Origin of the sequence: Cupriavidus sp. 2SB (genome assembly GCF_005503625.1) — a bacterium.
Classification (GTDB): domain Bacteria; phylum Pseudomonadota; class Gammaproteobacteria; order Burkholderiales; family Burkholderiaceae; genus Cupriavidus.
The window spans coordinates 20123-37598 of record NZ_SCMX01000025.1 but is presented as its reverse complement, the minus strand read 5'-3'; the positions used below and the strand labels follow the sequence as shown (position 1 = coordinate 37598).

Sequence of the window (17476 nt, the reverse complement as noted above, 5' to 3'; positions counted from 1 at the left end):
GATCAGAGTGCTCCCGAATCAGGCTTTTGCTTCTTGCCTCGAACCCGCTGAGGAAGTTGTTCATTCATCAGGGTCAGCCCGATGTCGTCGTCGGCAGTCTCCAGCAAGCCGCTGATCTTTTCCAGTTCGCCCAATACGAACATTGCCTGCGCGATGGTGCCGATCGGAATGCGTGGGTCGCCTTTCTCCAGGCGTCGCAGCGTGGACACAGATGTCTGGATGCGTTCGGCCATCGACTGCTGAGTCAGCATCCGCCTCCTTCGAGCCATCGATAAATCGCGACCGAGCTTTATCAGAGCGCGCGAAACCGGAGTAGGGACGACGGCGGTGTCCCTATCGCTCATGTACGATCTTTTAGGCGGTTTAATCGATCCCATGTGAGCGCTTATATTCTTTCGGAGGTTGCTGCATTATTGGGCAAGCATCATCCAGCCGTCAAGCAGCATCGATTTAATCGCTCGCATATGAGCGCTTATTTGTGTTTAGTACTCATGAGTGAGCGCTAAAGCTCGTTGAGGCGCTCATCATGTCTGCTTCGGCGGCGATGGCTAGTCGTCTGCTCTGACTGGCACCAACAACGAAATCAACGCCATTTCATTCGGTGCCACAGGATCGTTGTTTTCGTCGACAAGCGCTGCGCGGACCTTGAGGCCGTTGACCTTCGAGCGGATTTCGGCCGGGCCTTGTCCGCAGGTTGTCAGGTGGTCGTCGCCCCATTGCATCAAGCCCACGATCACGGGCAGCAGCTCGACCGCGGCGCGGGTGGGGTGATAGGCAAAGCGCTCGCGCTCGCCCGGCTCCTTGTAGCCAATCTTGCGGAGCAGGCCGGCCTCGGTCAGCGTTTTCAGCCGGGCAGACAGGACGGCGGGCGAGCACTGGAGCCGCTCCAGGAAATCGTCGAATCGTCGCACACCCGAGAACACATCCCGCAAGATAAGAATGGTCCACTTCTCGCCGATGAGCGACAAGGTGCCGGCAATCGAGCACTGAGCAAAGTCAGCGGGGCTGATCGGCGGGGTTTCGGGTGACGCGATAGGTGTCTTGTCCATGACTTCAGCATAGCAGCCCTAACTTCATTTGCAAAAGCTAGGGTTTCGACTATGCTTCTGGCTATGTAAAACGTAGTCAGGGGTTGTCATGAGCCAAACACAGGGTGCTGCTGCTTATACGGGGATGCCGAACGCGGAAGAATCGTGGCAGGTATCGGGCGGTGCGCGCGTGACGCTGCGCGCGGTACGGCACACGGACCGCGCCGGGCTGCGCGCCTTCATTGATGGCTTGTCGCTGGAGAGCCGCTACTACCGCTATCTGACCGGCGGACGGGTTGCCGACACGATCATCGAGAGTTTCATTGGCTATCGGCCGGATCGCGATGTGGCCGTGGTGCTGACTTCGCCGTCGCCGGATGGTGAGGAGACGATCATTGGCAAGGCCGAATACGTGGTGAATGCCGAAGGCGTGGCCGACCTCGCCGTCGTGGTGGCCGATGGCTGGCAGGGCAAGGGGCTGGGGCGGCGCCTGATCCAGCGGCTCCAGAACATTGCGCGGACCCGCAAGCTGCGGGGGATGCGTGGCGACGTCCTCAGCGAGAACCGCCGCATGCTGGCGATCATGCGCGAGTGCGGCTTCTCCGCACGACGCAATCCGGAGGACAGCTTCCTGCATGAAGTCAGCCTGACGCTGGGCGCGCCTGCCCCGGCACATCCCGGCCGGCTGACGCCTCAGTGGCTGCCAGCCGACTGGTTCGCCGCCAACTGAGCTTCGTCCTGCGGCGGCGGTCGCTTTCCGCGCGCCGTCACTGTGCAGCCGATGGACGCCGTGATGATGGCCCCGATGGCCACCCACTGGATGGGCGTCAGCTGTTCGTGCAGGAAAGCCAGTCCAGCCAGTGCGCCCATGGCCGGCTCCAGGCTCAGCAGAATGCCGAATGTGCGGCGCGGCAGCCGCTTCAACGCCACCATTTCCAGCGAATAGGGAATCGCGCTCGACATCAGGCCGACGGCCAGCCCGGATAGCAGCAGCGCCGGGCTGAACAGGTCGGTTCCTGCATGCGCCACGCCAAACGGCACCGCCACGATGGCTGCCATGGTCATGCCCAGCGAGGTCGCCTGCCCACCATGGGCGTTTCCCGCCATCTGGCCGAACACGATATAGAGTGCCCAACCCACGCCGGCAGCCAGCGCGTAGCCGATGCCGACCGGGTCCAGATGCGTCGAGGCTTCTCCGAGCGGTAGCAGCAGGATCAGACCCAGTACGGCACATGCGATCCACACGAAGTCGATGGCGCGGCGTGATGACAGCACCGCCACCGCCAGTGGCCCGGTGAACTCGATCGCAATGGCAAGACCCAGGGGGATCGTGCGCAGCGACATATAGAACAGCAGGTTCGTGGCGCCGAGCGCGGCACCGTACAGCGCGATGGCCCGGGCATGGGCGCCCGACAGCGGAAAGCGCCAGGGCCGCCAGACGGCAATCAGGATCAGCGCGGCGAAAGACACGCGCATGGCAACCGTGCCTTGCGCGCCAACGGCGCCGAACAGACTTTTGGCGAACGACGTGCCGATGCATAGCGACGCCATCGACGCAATGAGCGCCAGCACGGCAAGCAGCGTATCGCTCTGTTTGAGGCGGGAAAGCGGCAATTGTGATCCTGGGTGCGATGGCCCCGTGGCGGGGTGGTGCGGCATCATGCTCCAACATTGCGCGGCCAACCATGCACAGATGCCGTGATCCGCCACTGTACAGTTGCCTCCGACGCCGCATCTGGCGAAGCGCGGTGCCACGCACTATGGTTGAGAGACCCCAGCGGGGCAGACACCCCCTTTCCAGGAGATCGCCATGGAAGCCAGTGCCGTCCGCCGTCATGTTGTCATCACCGGTGCCGCCGGCGCCCTCGGCCGTGCCATCGCCAGCCGGTTTGCAGCGGAAGGCGCGCGGCTTGCGCTGATCGACCGCGACCTGCAGCATCTGCAGAGCGTGTTCGCCCATCCCGAACCCGACCACGGCGGTACCTTGCTGCACGCCGCCGATGTCACATCGGATACGGCCATGGCCCCGGTGGCAGCAGCCATCCTCGATGCATTGGGCTCGGTCGATGTGCTTGTGCATGTGGCCGGCGGGTTCGAGATGGGTGAGCCCACCCACGCGCTGAGCCGCGAGTCGTTTGTACGGATGATGGATCTCAATGCATGGTCCTTCGTGGCCGTTACCGGCCACTTCATTCCGGCGATGAAGTTCCAGCAGCGCGGAAAAGTAGTGGCCGTGTCCGCGCGAGCTGCCAGCCAGGGCGCCGCGGCGATGGGCGCCTACACCGCGTCCAAGAGTGCATTGCAGCGGCTGGTGGAAAGCCTGTCCCACGAGGTGCGAAGCTCGGGCATCAACGTGAACAGCATCGCCCCGAGTATTCTCGATACCCCCGCCAACCGGCACGCGATGCCTGCCGCCGACCACGCGCTTTGGGTGTCTACCGGCGCGGCGGCGCGCGCCGTGGCGTTCCTGGCCTCGGATGCGGCAGAGGCGGTGCATGGGCAGCATATGGTGCTGGATGGATTGAGCTAGTTGACCAGGCGCATGCCGTTTTCCTTCGCCTTGCGATCGAATGTGAGCGTCTGGGAGCAGCCCGCCGCCTCGCATGTGCGCGTGATCAGGCAGTCGGCGAAATCGCCCTTTTTCTCCCGGAACAGGTAGAGCGCCGACTTCACGATATCGGAGGACTCCACGACGAGTTCGTCGCTGCGGATCATGTACTCGACGACGCGCGCGATCGTGCTCCGGTCCGCACCGTAGTGGCGCCGCATGGTCCAGACCACCTCGACCAGCACTGCAATCGGGATGAAGCCCCGCAGGCTCGTGGAGAGCGACCTCATGATGGAAGTCGCCCTCGGTGTCATTCTGGGGTCATCTCGCGCAAGGAATCTCAGCACGATGTTCGAGTCCAGTCCGATCATGCGAAGCTCCTCAGGTAGCGCTCGCTGGCTGCGTCGGCAATGACTGCGTCCAGTTCTTCCAGCGTTGGCGCGGAACATGAAGCCAGATGGCCCAGACAGCCTTCGAGCTGCACCACGGAACACCGCTGGCCCGGCCGAAGCGGCGGCAGCGTCCGGTTGAAGTCGGCATCGGCACGGGTATCGAGCGTTTCAAGATCCGCAACAGCCGCGCCAATCTCTGCCTCGGTCGGCGTCCGCACCCGGCCCAGGCAGCCTTCGAGATGGTGGATCGAGAAATGATGGTCGGCTGCTACGCTAGCGTCAGCGGATGTGGGAGCCGATGTGGAAGCTGATGTGGAAGCCGTGGTGTCGGCTGCCAGGGTTGCTGCATTCATGGTTGTGCCCCTCGGTTGGTTGTTGGCCCGGCAGCGCATTGGCGCCCGGTGCAACCATTCTCGGGGGAGGGCCGACGAATCGATATGGGACGGTTCTCAAAGTGGCGGCCAGCCGTTTGCGTCCAATCAAAGGGTCAACCAAAGGGCCGGTCAGTCCCTCTCGGCGCCCAGCGGCGGCGCAATGTCCTCCAACGGCCGTCGTTCCGCGTCCACGCCGAATCGCAGCGCCAGCAGCCCCGCCACGATCACCAGGGTGGCGCCGATGCCGTAGCCGATAGCTACCGCGCCGCGGCTGCCGGTCTCGATCAGCATGCCGAACAGCACTGGCGCGATGAAACCACCGGTGCCCGTGCCCACGGCGTAGAACACGGAGATGGCCAGCGCGCGCATTTCCAGCGGGAAGACCTCGCTGGCGGTCAGGTACGCCGAGCTGGCGGCGGCTGACGCAAGGAAGAACACGGCGGACCAGCACAGCGCCTGCGAGCGCGCGTCGAGCACGCCTTCCACAAAGGCCCAGCCCGTGGCCGCAAGTCCGATCCCGGAAAGCACATAGGTCACGGCAATCATCTTGCGACGCCCGATGCGATCGAACAATGGTCCTAGCAGGAACGGACCCAGCGCGTTGCCGAGCGCGAACGGGAAGATGTAGAGCGCCACGCGCTCGTCCGGCACGGCATAGAAGCGCGTCAGCACCAGCGCGTAGGTGAAGAAGATGGCGTTGTAGAAGAATGCCTGTGCCACCATCAGCGCCAGCACCACAACGCTGCGCGAACGGTAGCGGTGGACCAGCAGGCGCACGATATCGCACAGCGCGGGGATGGGTTTGCCGGCGTAGGCCACCACCGCGCGCGGGTCCACGGCGGGCAGCGGGCCATGCTGGCGCGATACCTCGGCTTCAATGGCGTCGATGATCCGGCCGGCTTCCGCATGCCGGCCATGGGTGGTCAGCCAGCGGGGGCTTTCCGGAATATGCCGGCGGATCAGCACGATGGCCACGGCCAGCAGGGCGCCCAGGCCGAAACAGACACGCCAGCCCCAGACCGGGCCGAATACACGAGGATCGAGCAGCACCAGGCTGAGTCCGGCCCCCAATGCGGCACCGAGCCAGAAACTGCCATTGATCGCCAGGTTCACACGGCCGCGCACGCGGGCGGGGATCAGTTCGTCGATGGCCGAGTTGATGGCTGCGTATTCGCCACCGATGCCCAGGCCTGTGACAAATCGGCACACCGCGAAGAACGCGAAGTTGGGCGAGAAGGCGGTGGCGAGCGTGGCAGCCATGTAGACCGCCAGCGTGGCGAGGAACAGCTTCTTGCGGCCGAGCCGGTCGGCCATCCGCCCGAAGACCAGTGCGCCGAACACAGCCCCGAGGATGTAGAGCGAGCCGCTCCAGCCCACCTGCGTGGCATCGAGCGCCAGCGTGTCGGGCCGTTCCAGCACGGCGCCCACCGAACCGACCAACGTGACTTCCAGACCGTCGAGCACCCACGCAACGCCGAGCGCAATGGCTACACGCCAGTGCCATGCCGACCACGGCAGACGGTCAAGCCGTGCGGGAATGTCCGATTGCCAGCCGGTGGAGGAGGGTTGTGTCATGAGTGTGAATGCGGCGCTGGGCGATACGCAGCGCCGTATTCACGGGATGATAAGCACAGGCAGGGCACTTGCCTGTCGGTGAACCACTGATACGCCGTCAGCCCATTCGACCCACGGCGGCCAGCATCGAGCGGCCGTGCGCGGTGATCTGCGGGCAAGGGCGTTTGCCCTGTTCGGATTGCAGGACCACCAGTTCGTGGTTGATCAGGGCGTCGAGATCGACGGGATCGATTTCACGCGATGCGGCAGTGGTGTCGTTACGCGTTTGGGGGCCATTGCCGATCAGCATCAGCGTGGCAAGTTCATGTGGGCTCAGCACGGTGTTCTCCTTGGCGAGAGGGGAGCGGTTGCTGGGGACATAGGGACGCGCTTCTCAGCGGTACTTCATCGGCGATGTGCCGATGCTGGGGGGCGCCTCTCCGTCGAGATTCTGGACTATCGCGCTGCAGCTTGCACGCTGCATTGCATCGTGATCCGCAGTCGACAGTCATTGCATTGGACGGGGCGCCCCGGCATCGGTTCCGGACCGATACAAAACCGCTACACAACGCAGGGTTGTCATCCCCTCGTCATGCAGGCTTCGCCTTGCCTGCATGATGCAACAGGATTGTCATCTGATGATGCAAGCCCCTCACGCGCTCATGGCGATGCCGTCGCTGCGCGGGTCGTGGGCGCCTGCACGGTGTCCGTCGTCGTACAACGCGATGGCACCGGGATGGCCTGCCAGCGGGCTTTGCGCGGGGATGACGCTGACCTCGTGCCCGCGCGCGGCCAGCGCAGCGATCACATCGTCGCCGGCATCGGCCTCGATCTTGAGGCTGTCGCGCGTATCGGAGAATGTGCGGCCGAGCAGAAAACGTGGCCGCGACAGCGCGGTGAGCGGGTCCATGCCGTGGTCGATCATTCGGGTCAGCACCGCCGCAAGCGTCTGCGGCTGACCATCCGCACCCTGTGTGCCATAGAGCAATCGCGGCTTGCCGCCGCGCAGGTACATGCCCGGGTTCAACGTATGAAACGGACGCTTTCCTGCTGCGATGCAATTGGGATGCCGTGGGTCCGTGTTGAACGCTGCGCCCCGGTTGTGCCACAGGATGCCGGTATCGCCTGCCACCACGCCGCTGCCCCAGTCGAAATACACGGTCTGCAGCACGCTCGCGCAGCGGCCTTCGCTATCCACTGCCGCCAGATACACGGTGTCGCCATGCTGGTAGACGTGTGGCCACGGCAATGCGTGCGTCATATCGATATGCGCGGCCAGTGCGGAAAGGCGCGTCGGCGACAGCATCTCGTCCGTCGGCACGGCATGGAACTCGGGGTCCGCCACGTAGCGGTTGCGTTCGATGAACGCCTGTTTCACGGCCTCCACGAGCACGTGGTAGTAGTCCGCGCTGCCTTCCTCCAGGCTCCCGATGTCGAACCGCTCCAGGATGCCCATGATCTGCAGCGTGGTCACACCTTGCGTGGGCGGCGGCAGGCTCAGTAGCTCGCCGCCGCGATATGGCACGCGCAGCGGCGCTTCATCGCGCGCGGCAGTGCGGGCCAGATCCTGCATCGACAACGGAGAACCCGCTTCGCGCAGACCAGCGACGATACGCTCGGCCAGTTCGCCTTCGTAGAATTCGCGCGCGCCATGCGTGGCAATGCGCTCCAGACTGCGGGCCAGTGCGGGTTGGCGCAGCCAATCGCCGGCTTCGGGCAGCCTGCCATCGGGCATGAACGTGCTCGAGAAGCCGGGCCAGCTACCAACTTCGTCCTTGCGGAAGGCTTGCCAGAAGCGCTGCGACGGCGTGACCTCGAATCCTTCATGCGCCAGCGTGATGGCGCGCTGGAACAAACTGCTCCAATTCTGGGTGCCGCCCCACTGGCCGCGGCTGATGGCGAACGCGCGGTCCCAGGTATCGACCGTGGCAGCGGTGGTGAGGGCGGACGCGGCGCCGCGCGTGGGAATCGCATCGCCGTAGTCCGGCAGCGTGCCGGCGGCCTGCCCTATGCCGGACAACGTGCGCACGTTGCCCGCGCCATCGCTGACGATGAAGAACGCATCGCCGCCCAATCCCGTGAAGTGCGGGTAAGTCACGGCCAGCGTTGCGCCGATGGCGATGACGGCCTCGATGGCATTGCCACCCGCGTGCAGGACTTCCAGCCCCGCCTCGCTGGCCAGTGCATGCGGGCTGGTGACCATGCCCGCGCGGGAAGTGGCGAGCCGGCTCATGCGTGTTGTCCGCCGAGGTAAGCCTGCACCAGTGCGGGATCGCGCGCCAGCGTCTGCGCATCGCCGCTCGCCACCACGCGGCCTTCTTCGAGCACGTAGGCGCGGTCTGCCAGAGACAGCGCAAGTGCCGCCATCTGGTCTACCAGCAGAATCGTGATCGAGGCTTCGCGCAGCTTGTCGAGCGAGGCGAACAGTTCGTCGATAACCTTCGGCGCGAGGCCCAGCGATGGCTCGTCGAGCAGCACCACGGTCGGCTTCGACATCAGACCACGTGCCACGGCCAGCATCTGCTGCTCCCCGCCGGACAGCAGCCCGGCGCGTTGATGCTGCCGCTCGCGCAGGCGCGGGAAGCGCGTGAACATCAATTCAACCCGCTGCAGCATCTCTGAGCGCGCGATGCGGCCCGAGGGGAAGGCGCCGAGTTTCAGGTTGTCGAGCACTGACAGTTCAGGGAAGACCTGCCGGCCTTCGGGCACCAGCACCACACCCATTTCGACGATGCGTGCGGCATCGAGTCGGGCCAGGTCGGTGCCGTCGAATGTGATGCCGCCTTGCACAGGGCGATGCAGGCCGGCCATCGCACGCATCAACGTGGATTTGCCTGCACCATTGGCGCCGAGGAGCGCCACCATCTCGCCCTCGCGCACCTGCAGATCCACATCGTGCAGCACGGGGGCCGCGCCATAGCCGGCACGCAGGCGGCTGACGCCGATGACTTCGGGCAACTGCGCAGCGTTCTTCGATGCCGCACGATGACGCGTAGGTACCGCTGCCGCATCGCCGAGATACGCGCGGCGCACGGCGGGGTCCTCGCGCACGGCATCGGGCGTGCCCGCAGCCAGATGCTGGCCTGCGTCGATCACGACGATGCTGTCCGACACGTCCATGACCAGCGACATATCGTGTTCGACCAGACCCACGGCCACGCCGCTGTCCGCAATCTTGCGCAGCAGACGGCCGAGCGTGGCCTTGTCTTCGCGCGAGAGGCCGGCAGCCGGTTCGTCGAGCAGCAATACAGCAGGCCGCGTTGCCAGTGCGCGTGCGATTTCCACGAGTCGGCGATCCACGTGCGCGAGGTCCGCTGCGCTCGTGTCGGGGTTGCCCATGTAGCCGCAGGCGGCCAGCAGTGCGCGGGCTTCGTCGCGTACGGACGGTGCGGTGAAACCGGCAATGCCGAGGAACGTCCCGAGCTTGCCGCGCGACAGCGCAATCGCCACGTTATCCAGCGCACTCATGCCCGCGAACAGTTGCGTAGTCTGGTAGGTGCGAGAGATGCCTTGCCGCGCGCTGTGGCACGCGCCACGAGCGGGCAGGGTGTCGCTGCCGAGCTTGCGACCCCCCGCGCGCGGACGGTAGTAGCCCGACAGCATGTTCAGGACGGTGGACTTGCCCGCACCGTTGGGGCCGATCAGGCTCGTCACCTGTCCAGGAGGAAGATCGAACGAAAGGTTGTCCACGGCACGCACGCCGCCGAACACCATCGACAGACCGAGCGCGGAAAGTCCTCGCCGCGCCTCTGGTGCGCGCGCGGGCAGCGTGGCACCGGTCACGGCGTCGTGCTGGGCTGCGGCCTTGGGATGCAGGCGGCGGAACGCGGATGTTGCGACACCAACGAGACCGGTCGGTGCAACCCACAACACCACCAGCAGCAGTACGCCGAAGCACAGCAGGCGCAGGTTTTCCAGGCTCGACAGGATCTCGGGCAACAGGCCGACGATGATCGCGCCTGCCACCGGGCCAGCCACCGTGCCCGCGCCACCAATCATCACCACGAGCACGAACAGGATCGACTGCAGGAACGAGAACATGCCCGGCGTGACCATGCCCTGCAGCGGCGCGAAGAGTCCACCTGCCAGACCGGCCAGTGCTGCCGAGAATGCGAAGCCTACGGTCTTGACCACCAGTGGATTCACGCCGATCGATGCAGCGGCGGCTTCGCTGTCGCGTACTGCACGCATCGCGGCACCCCAGCTACCGCGCGAAATGCGAGCGTAAGCCGCCAGCGCCACACCGAGCACGGCGATGGCGATCAGCGCCAGCGCGCGCTCGCCACCTTCGACACCAGGCAGCGAAGGCTGCGCGATACCCATCAGGCCATTCTGGCCGCCGGTCAGGGCACGCCATTCCACCGCACCGTGTTCGACGATAAAGCCGAAGGCGATGGTCACCATCGCCAGACCCGGCCCCTTGACACGTAGCGCAGGCAGCGCCAGCAATGCGCCGAGTGCGGCGGCGATCAGCATGCCCACCGGCCATGCGGCCCAGAAACTCCAGCCGGCCTGTCCGGTCAGGATCGCCACCGTATAGGCGCCGATGGCATAGAAACCGACATGGCCGAACGATACCTGCCCGGTCAGGCCGAGCAGCAGATTCAGTCCGACGCCGCAGATCGCCAGCATTGCAACGCCAGCAATCACGAACACAAAGTAGCCGTTGAGCGTTAGCGTGAGTGCGGCCGATGCCACCAGCACGGCGATCATTGCCGAGATCTGCAGCGGCGTGCCCAGACCAAGCACGGGGGCAGCGGCACGCGGTGCCTGGGTAGCGGGTGCGGTTGGCACCGGGGAAGTCATTGTCTTGCTCATACCTTGCGCACCTCCGCGCGTCCGAACAGACCATCGGGCCGCAGGGCCAGAATGGCGATCACCAGCGCGAACGTGATGATCTGGGTGTAGCTGGAACCCAGCGATGCGGTGATCATCGCCTCGACCAAACCAAAGATCAGGCCGGCCACCATCACGCCCCATGCGCTCGACAGTCCGCCGAGAATCGCTACGGCAAACGCCTTGAGACCGAAGACCGTGCCCATGTCGGCCTGCACATTGAACAGCGGCGCGATCAGCACGCCGGCAATGCCTGCCAGCAGCGTGGAGAGCGCGAATGCGCCAGCGATGGTGCGTCGGATGGGAATCCCCATCAGGCGCGCCGCATCGCGGTTCTGCACCACGGCAAGCATCGCCACGCCCCATCGCGATTTGCGCAGCACGTAGTGGAGGACGGCGGCCAGCGCGAGTCCTACCACCGGAATCACGAGTTGCAGCGGATAGACGCCCACGCCCGTGCTGCCGAGTTGCACCGACTGCGTGGCAAGCGGGGAGGGCAGGCTGCGCGGCTCCGTGCCGAACCACAGCATCACCACGTTATCGAGCACGATGCCCAGTGCTACGGTTGCCATCAGCCACGCGTTGGAGCCACGGCTTGCAAACGGACGCACTGCGAGGAATTCGACGGCAAGGCCGTAGAGCGCGCACAACGCGAGCGCCAGCAGGATAGCCAGCGGCATCGGCCAGCCCAGCGTCTGCGCGAACGTGTAGGTGAGCACGGCGCCCAGCATCATCGAGCTGCCCTGCGCGAAATTGACCGTGGCCGATACCGCGTAGGTGATGTGAAATCCCAGCGCCATCAGCCCGTACATGCTGCCCAGGCCAAGCCCGCTGATCAGGGCGGATATCCATAACATGGTGAGTCCTTTTTCTTTCTTCTTTCGGGGTGTTCTCCCCTCTCCCGCAAGCGGGAGAGGGGCGGGGGAGAGGGCCAGCGGTGAAATATGCGATACGGTGGGCAAGCAGAGCCTCCGGCCCTCACCCCCAACCCCTCTCCCGCGACGCGGGAGAGGGGAGCAAGACAAGCGGTAGGCAACTAGCGCGTTACTTCTTCACCGGCACGATCCGGTTGTCGATGAACTGCGCCCAGACGTAGTCGTTCTCGCCCAGCGCGTCATGCTGTTGCGGCGAGAACGGCTTCACGTAGGTCTTGATCAGACCTTCGTAGCGGTCGATCTTGTAGAAGCCTTCGCGGATCGCGTCGCCCTTGGTGCTGCCGGCCTTGGCGATAGCAAGCGCGGCGAGTTGCGTGGCGTCGTACGCATTGGCCACACCCACGGCCGGGGTGATGTCGTCCGGACCCTTGATGTCGCTGTACTTGGCCTTGAGGTCGGTGACCACGCGATTGCTGACCGGGGTCTGCGCGCCGAAGAAGCTGTACGTTTGCACGAAGTGAACGTTCTTCGCGTTCGGTCCCGCCAGTTCGGTGAAACGGCCGCCTGCGGGGCCCCAGTGCGAAACCACCGGCACCTTCCAGCCCATGCGATCGAGCGATTTCACGACCTGTGCCGACGGCCCCACGTTGCCGACCATCAGCAGCACATCGGCACCGGCAGCCTTCAGGCGGCCCAGTTGCGGCACCACGTCTACATCGGTGCCTTCGAATTTCTCGATGCCCACCGGCTTGCCGCCCTTGGCGGCCATCGCGGCGACGATGCCTTTCTCGTTCGATTCACCCCACGGGTTGTTCACGAGGATCAGGCCGACCTTGGTGGCGCTGAAAGTCTTCTGCGCGTACTGCACCATGGCCTTGTCCACCACTTCGTCCACTGCCGAGACACGGAAGGCAAAGTTCGGATTCGCGCCGTTATGCGTGATCGGCGTGCCAGCGGCCCACGGGCCCATGAACGGCACCTTCTCCTGGTTGGCGATCGGCACGATGGCCAGCGAGACCGGCGTATCGAGACCGCCGAACAGCACCGCCACCTTCTCCTTGTAGATCAGTTCGCGCGCAGCCAGCACACCCTTGGCCGGGTTGCCTTCGTCGTCGCGGCGCACCAGTTCCAGCTTGCGGCCGCCCAGCAGGCCGCCACGGGCGTTGATCTCGTCGATGGCGATGGTGATACCGCGCGTCAGCGATTCGCCCGCCCGTGCAGACTGGCCGGACAGCGCTGTGATCAGGCCGATCTTGATGGTGTCGGCGGCGAGCGCCGGCAGCGTGGTCATCGCAAGGGCGGCAGCGGTGGCGAGCAGTGCGCGGCGTTGGGGACGAAACATGGCAGATCTCCGGGGGTTGGATGGGATTCGCCGGGTGGGCTTGCAAGAGCCATGCCACGGCGTTGACAAATCCACCCCAAGGTCCGCGACATAACGGATTCCCAAGCGTTGACGATCTGGCCCGCAATTTGCGAACGATTGGTATCGATCAGTGCATACGATCACAAACGGGGCGCCACGCACGAAGGCGGTGCGTACGGACCCGGCGGATGCACCAACCAGAAGAAAGGCAACGTTCATGACCCTCAATCCGAGTCCGCTGGCTGCCGCGCAGGCGGCTGCGACGCCCACGTTCGGTCCGCTGCGCCACCATGGCCGCTTTCCGTATCGGCCCATCATCGATGTCGATCACTTCCGCTGGCCGAATGGCGCACGGCTGGCCGTCTATCTGGGCTTCAATATCGAGCACTTCGCGTTTGGCGAGGGGTTGGGTGCGAACCTCGGCCCCGTATCGCCGCAGCCTGACGTGCTGAACTACAGCTGGCGCGAGTATGGCAATCGCGTGGGCGCATGGCGTTGCCTGGAGTTGTTCGATCAGTTGGAGATGCCTGCCGGCGTGATCCTGAACACCGCGCTCTACGATCACTGCCCGGAACTGCTCGACGCCTGTCTGGAACGTGGAGACGAACTGATCGGCCATGGTCATACCAATGCGCATCGGCAGAGCGAATTCGATGAGGCAGGGGAGCGCGCACTGATCGAAAATTGCCGCGACCGTATCCAGTCGCACAGCGGTCGCGCCCCGACGGGCTGGCTGTCGCCATGGATCTCCGAGACGATGGCCACGCCGGATCTGCTGGCCGAAGCCGGTTACCGCTACACGCTGAACTGGGCACACGATGACCGCCCGGTGCCGATGCAGACGCGCGACGGCGGCGCAATCTGGTCGATCCCGTATCCGCAGGAACTGAACGATATCCCGATGATCATCGGTCGCCAGCTCGACGGCGCGGCGTTTGCCGATATGATCATCGACCAGTTCGACGAGATGCTGCAGCAGGCCAATCATCCGCAGCATCCCCAGCCGCTGGTGATGGGCATTGCGCTGCATCCGTATCTCGTGGGCCAGCCGTACCGGCTGCGCCACCTGCGGCGCGCACTGGCGCATATCGCCGCGCGGCGCTCGCATGGCGATGTGTGGATGACCACGCCCGGCGCGATCTGCGACGCGATGGAGCAGGTTGCGAAAACGGCTTCGCGCTAACATCATGGCCATCGTTTCCCTGACCGACGTCATGTCAAACAAAGCTGCACGGAAGCCCGCCCCCGCTACCGAAGCGCCCGAGGCCATCGAGCCTGCGGACGCCGACACGCGCATCTACCAGGCCATTTTCGATGGCGTACTCAATCATCGGCTGACGCCCGGCACCAAGCTGCCCGAGCCCGAGCTATGCAGCCTGTTCGGCGTGGGCCGCGCCGTGGTGCGACGTGTGCTGGAAAAGCTCGCGCATGATGGCATCGTCGCACTGCGTCCCAACAAGGGCGCCGTGATTGCCGAACCCACGCCCGAGGAAACGAGCCAGATTTTCGAGGCGCGCCGCGCCATGGAGCGTGTGCTTGTGGAACTGGCGGTGGAACGCGTGACGGAGGATGACCTGCGCGAACTGCGTCGCCAGCTTGCAGACGAACACGATGCGATGCATCGCTTCGATCAGCCGTCGTGGGCGCGGCTGGCCAGCGGCTTTCACCTGCGCATTGCCGCGCTGGCCCGCAACGCAGTGCTGCAACGCTACCTGACCGAACTGGTCTCGCGCTGCTCGCTGATCGTGGGGCTGTACGAGCCGCCGGGCCATGCACCGTGCGAGCACGACGAGCATGCGGCCATCGTGGCGTGCATCGAAGCACGCGATGCGGAAGGCGCCGTGGCCCGGATGGAAGCGCACCTGCGCGAACTGGAACAGCGGATCGAAACCTCGCGCATGTCGGGCGAGAAGAGCCTGGCGCAGATGCTTGGGCTGCCGCAGCCCTGAACAAAGGAAGAGTATGGAAATCGATTTCAGCGCGATCACCGAGTATCAGCGCTACAAGCTCATGGCCAGCCTGATCGTGCCGCGTCCCATCGCACTCGTCACCACGCTGGGTCCCGACGGCACCGCCAACGCCGCGCCGTTCTCGATGTTCAACATGCTGGGCGAAGAGCCTCCTATCGTCATGATCAGCGTGAACCGTCTTGACGACGGCGCGTTGAAAGATACCGCCGCCAACATTGTGCGGACTGGCGAGTTTGTCGTACACCTCGGCGATGAAGCGATGGTCGAGAAGATGCATCGATGCGGCGAGCGTTTGCCGCCTAACGTGAGCGAGCTCGCACACGTGGGCCTGACGCCCGCGCCGTGCACGCAGGTGGCCCCGCCCCGTATCGCGGAAGCGCCCGTGGCCTTCGAATGCAATCTTTGGGAAACGCTGGAGACAGAAAGCCGCCAGATCTTCATCGGTCGCGTGCTGCGTCTGCATGCACGCGATGGGTTGATCGATACGGAGCGCTGGCGCGTGCGGCTGCAGGAGTACTTTCCTGTAGGCCGCTTCGGCGCCAGCTTCTACGTGACCACGCGTGACCGCTTCTCGCTGGAGAAGGATGCCGGCGCGGTTACCGCATCAACCGCGATCGACGAGATGTGAGCCCAGCGGCGCGGTGGCCGTCTTGCGCCGCGCCCGCCACTGGTCTGCCACGACGATGATCTCGCCGACGATGCCGCGCCGGAATGTCAGCACGCAGATCACGAAGATGATGCCAGTGACCATCGTCACCGATTCGCCCAGCGTGTTGAACCACGCCACGCCAGTCGCATTGGCGAGGAACATGCCGAGATCGCCAAGCTTGTTCTCCAGCGCGATCACAACCAATGCGCCGACGATGGGGCCAGTCAGCGTGCCGAGGCCGCCGACCAGCGTCATCAGGATCACCGCACCCGACATCGACCAGTGCACATCGGTCAGTGTCTCGAAGCCCAGCACGAGCGCTTTCAGCGAACCAGCCAGACCGGACAGCGCGGCTGAGAGCACGAATGCCAGCAGCTTGAAGCGATCCACGTCATAGCCCAGCGACACCGCACGCGGCTCGTTTTCCTTGATCGCCTTCAGGATCTGCCCGAACGGCGAATGGATCGTACGCACGATCAGTGCGAACGCTACCACCACGATGGCCAGCACCACGTAATACAGCGTCAGGTCGCTGTCGAGCGGCAGGAAGCCGAGCAGCTTGCCGCGCGGGATTCCCTGAATGCCGTCCTCGCCTCCCGTGAACGGTGCTTGCAGGCAGAAGAAGTAAAGCATCTGCGCGAGCGCAAGCGTGATCATCGAGAAGTAGATGCCCTGACGACGAATCGCCAGCGCGCCCATCGCCCAGCCGCCGAGCGCGGCAAACGCCATGCCCGCCAGCAGACCGAGTTCGGGCGTGAGGCCCCATTCCTTCATGGCGTGCCCGGCCACATAGCCCGCGCCGCCGAAGAATGCGGCATGACCGAACGACAGCAGCCCGGTATAGCCAATCAGCAAGTTGAATGCGCAGGCGAACAGCGCGAAGCAGAGCACCTTGAGCACGAAGACCGGATAGACGCCCAGCGCAGGCGCCAGCAGCACGGCCAGCAGTGCCACGCCATAGACCGCGAACTGGCCGCGGCGATTTTGGTTTTGCAGCATCATTTTTCCTTCCCGAACAGACCTGCGGGACGCAGCAGCAACACGATCACCATGATGAAGAACACCACGGTCGACGACGCTTCCGGATAGAACACCTTGGTCAGGCCCTCGATCACGCCCAGCCCCAGGCCGGTGAGGATCGAACCCATGATCGATCCCATGCCGCCAATCACTACCACGGCGAAGACGACGATGATCAGGTTCTGACCCATCAGCGGCGACACCTGGATCACCGGTGCGGCGAGCACACCGGCAAACGCGGCCAGCGCCACGCCGAAACCGTAGGTCAGCGTGACCATCAACGGCACGTTGACGCCGAAGGCTTCCACGATCTTCGGGTTCTCCGTGCCGGCGCGCAGGTAGGCGCCGAGCTTGGTCTTTTCAATCGTGTACCAGGTGGCGATGCACACCACCAGCGATGCCACCACCACCCAGGCACGGTAGTTCGGCAGCATCATGAAGCCGAGGTCCGTCGCGCCTTGCAGCAGTTCGGGCGGCGAGTAGGGCAGGCCGGACACGCCATAGATCGAACGCAGCACACCTTCGATCACCAGCGTGATACCGAGGGTGAGCAGTAGGCCGTAGATGTGATCGAGCTTGTAGATCCAGCGCAGCAGTGTCTTCTCGATGATGACGCCGAGTGCACCGGCCAGCAGCGGCGACAGCGCCAGCATGACCCAGTAGTTGAGCCCGGCGTATTCCATGCCGGCCCACGCCAGCACGGCACCCAGCATGAACAGTGCGCCGTGCGCGAAGTTGATCACGTTGAGCAGGCCGAAGATCACAGCGAGGCCAAGACTCAGCATCGCGTAGAACGCGCCGTTGACGAGCCCGAGCAGCAACTGCGAGAGCAGCGCGGGCAGGGGAATTCCAATATCGAATGTCATG

At 64.6% G+C, this 17476-nt stretch carries 18 protein-coding genes; 5 read left to right on the top strand and 13 right to left on the bottom strand.

Translation table 11 applies throughout. The features are described from left to right. Positions 1 to 2: 2 nt before the first annotated feature. Positions 3 to 344 (bottom strand): helix-turn-helix domain-containing protein, encoded by a 342-nt coding sequence (locus FFS21_RS14095; protein ID WP_255459601.1) that lies wholly within the window; start codon positions 342 to 344, stop codon positions 3 to 5. Positions 345 to 548: 204 nt separating this feature from the next. Further along, positions 549 to 1049 carry a winged helix-turn-helix transcriptional regulator gene (locus FFS21_RS14090; protein WP_137925403.1) on the bottom strand — a complete coding sequence of 167 codons (501 nt, stop codon included), beginning with the start codon at positions 1047 to 1049 and terminating at the stop codon, positions 549 to 551. Positions 1050 to 1137: 88 nt separating this feature from the next. Here FFS21_RS14090 and FFS21_RS14085 point away from each other — a divergent pair, with 88 nt between their 5' ends. Next, entirely contained in the window at positions 1138 to 1758 is a 621-nt protein-coding gene (locus FFS21_RS14085; protein ID WP_137925402.1) for a GNAT family N-acetyltransferase, read from the top strand. Here the strand turns inward: FFS21_RS14085 and FFS21_RS14080 are convergent. After that, positions 1722 to 2642 carry an EamA family transporter gene (locus FFS21_RS14080; protein WP_249359375.1) on the bottom strand — a complete coding sequence of 307 codons (921 nt, stop codon included), beginning with the start codon at positions 2640 to 2642 and terminating at the stop codon, positions 1722 to 1724. The two genes, FFS21_RS14085 and FFS21_RS14080, sit on opposite strands and share 37 nt — an antisense overlap. A gap of 196 nt (positions 2643 to 2838) precedes the next feature. Here FFS21_RS14080 and FFS21_RS14075 point away from each other — a divergent pair, with 196 nt between their 5' ends. Further along, positions 2839 to 3558, top strand: a complete 720-nt coding sequence (locus FFS21_RS14075) for an SDR family NAD(P)-dependent oxidoreductase (RefSeq protein ID WP_137925401.1) — start codon at positions 2839 to 2841, stop codon at positions 3556 to 3558. On the opposite strand, the gene FFS21_RS14070 is transcribed toward FFS21_RS14075, so the two are convergent. The 8 genes from FFS21_RS14070 to FFS21_RS14035 all read right to left on the bottom strand — a co-directional run bounded on the left by FFS21_RS14070 (position 3555) and on the right by FFS21_RS14035 (position 12949). Further along, positions 3555 to 3947, bottom strand: coding sequence for a type II toxin-antitoxin system VapC family toxin (locus tag FFS21_RS14070; RefSeq protein WP_137925400.1), 393 nt, complete (start codon positions 3945 to 3947; stop codon positions 3555 to 3557). The genes FFS21_RS14075 and FFS21_RS14070 overlap by 4 nt on opposite strands. After that, entirely contained in the window at positions 3944 to 4321 is a 378-nt protein-coding gene (locus tag FFS21_RS14065) for a hypothetical protein (RefSeq protein WP_137925399.1), read from the bottom strand. Before FFS21_RS14065 ends, FFS21_RS14070 begins: the two co-directional genes overlap by 4 nt. A 150-nt stretch (positions 4322 to 4471) precedes the next feature. Beyond that, positions 4472 to 5917 carry an MFS transporter gene (locus FFS21_RS14060; RefSeq protein WP_137925398.1) on the bottom strand — a complete coding sequence of 482 codons (1446 nt, stop codon included), beginning with the start codon at positions 5915 to 5917 and terminating at the stop codon, positions 4472 to 4474. A gap of 97 nt (positions 5918 to 6014) precedes the next feature. Then, complete coding sequence (locus FFS21_RS14055) at positions 6015 to 6236, bottom strand: hypothetical protein (RefSeq protein WP_137925397.1); 222 nt, start codon at positions 6234 to 6236, stop codon at positions 6015 to 6017. 312 nt (positions 6237 to 6548) lie between these two features. Further along, the gene (locus FFS21_RS14050; protein ID WP_249359373.1) at positions 6549 to 8129 is read right to left on the bottom strand and encodes a gamma-glutamyltransferase family protein; all 1581 of its coding nucleotides are present in this window, start codon (positions 8127 to 8129) and stop codon (positions 6549 to 6551) included. After that, positions 8126 to 10714 (bottom strand): branched-chain amino acid ABC transporter ATP-binding protein/permease, encoded by a 2589-nt coding sequence (locus tag FFS21_RS14045; RefSeq protein ID WP_137925396.1) that lies wholly within the window; start codon positions 10712 to 10714, stop codon positions 8126 to 8128. The genes FFS21_RS14050 and FFS21_RS14045 overlap by 4 nt, the downstream gene beginning before the upstream one ends. Further along, on the bottom strand, positions 10711 to 11589 hold the full coding sequence (locus FFS21_RS14040; RefSeq protein ID WP_137925395.1) for a branched-chain amino acid ABC transporter permease: 879 nt from the start codon (positions 11587 to 11589) through the stop codon (positions 10711 to 10713). Before FFS21_RS14040 ends, FFS21_RS14045 begins: the two co-directional genes overlap by 4 nt. 187 nt (positions 11590 to 11776) lie before the next feature. Continuing rightward, the gene (locus FFS21_RS14035) at positions 11777 to 12949 is read right to left on the bottom strand and encodes an ABC transporter substrate-binding protein (RefSeq protein ID WP_137925394.1); all 1173 of its coding nucleotides are present in this window, start codon (positions 12947 to 12949) and stop codon (positions 11777 to 11779) included. A gap of 238 nt (positions 12950 to 13187) precedes the next feature. Here FFS21_RS14035 and FFS21_RS14030 point away from each other — a divergent pair, with 238 nt between their 5' ends. Genes FFS21_RS14030 through FFS21_RS14020 form a run of 3 tightly spaced genes read left to right on the top strand, consistent with a single transcriptional unit; the run spans position 13188 to position 15568 of the window. Further along, positions 13188 to 14153 carry a polysaccharide deacetylase family protein gene (locus tag FFS21_RS14030; protein ID WP_137925393.1) on the top strand — a complete coding sequence of 322 codons (966 nt, stop codon included), beginning with the start codon at positions 13188 to 13190 and terminating at the stop codon, positions 14151 to 14153. 4 nt (positions 14154 to 14157) lie between these two features. Then, on the top strand, positions 14158 to 14919 hold the full coding sequence (locus FFS21_RS14025; RefSeq protein WP_502705173.1) for a GntR family transcriptional regulator: 762 nt from the start codon (positions 14158 to 14160) through the stop codon (positions 14917 to 14919). 13 nt (positions 14920 to 14932) lie between these two features. Next, positions 14933 to 15568, top strand: a complete 636-nt coding sequence (locus FFS21_RS14020) for a flavin reductase family protein (protein WP_137925392.1) — start codon at positions 14933 to 14935, stop codon at positions 15566 to 15568. Here FFS21_RS14020 and FFS21_RS14015 read toward each other — a convergent pair. Both FFS21_RS14015 and FFS21_RS14010 read right to left on the bottom strand, forming a co-directional pair. Next, the gene (locus tag FFS21_RS14015; protein ID WP_137925391.1) at positions 15545 to 16588 is read right to left on the bottom strand and encodes a branched-chain amino acid ABC transporter permease; all 1044 of its coding nucleotides are present in this window, start codon (positions 16586 to 16588) and stop codon (positions 15545 to 15547) included. The two genes, FFS21_RS14020 and FFS21_RS14015, sit on opposite strands and share 24 nt — an antisense overlap. After that, positions 16588 to 17475, bottom strand: coding sequence for a branched-chain amino acid ABC transporter permease (locus FFS21_RS14010; protein WP_137925390.1), 888 nt, complete (start codon positions 17473 to 17475; stop codon positions 16588 to 16590). The genes FFS21_RS14015 and FFS21_RS14010 overlap by 1 nt, the downstream gene beginning before the upstream one ends. Position 17476: the final 1 nt, after the last annotated feature.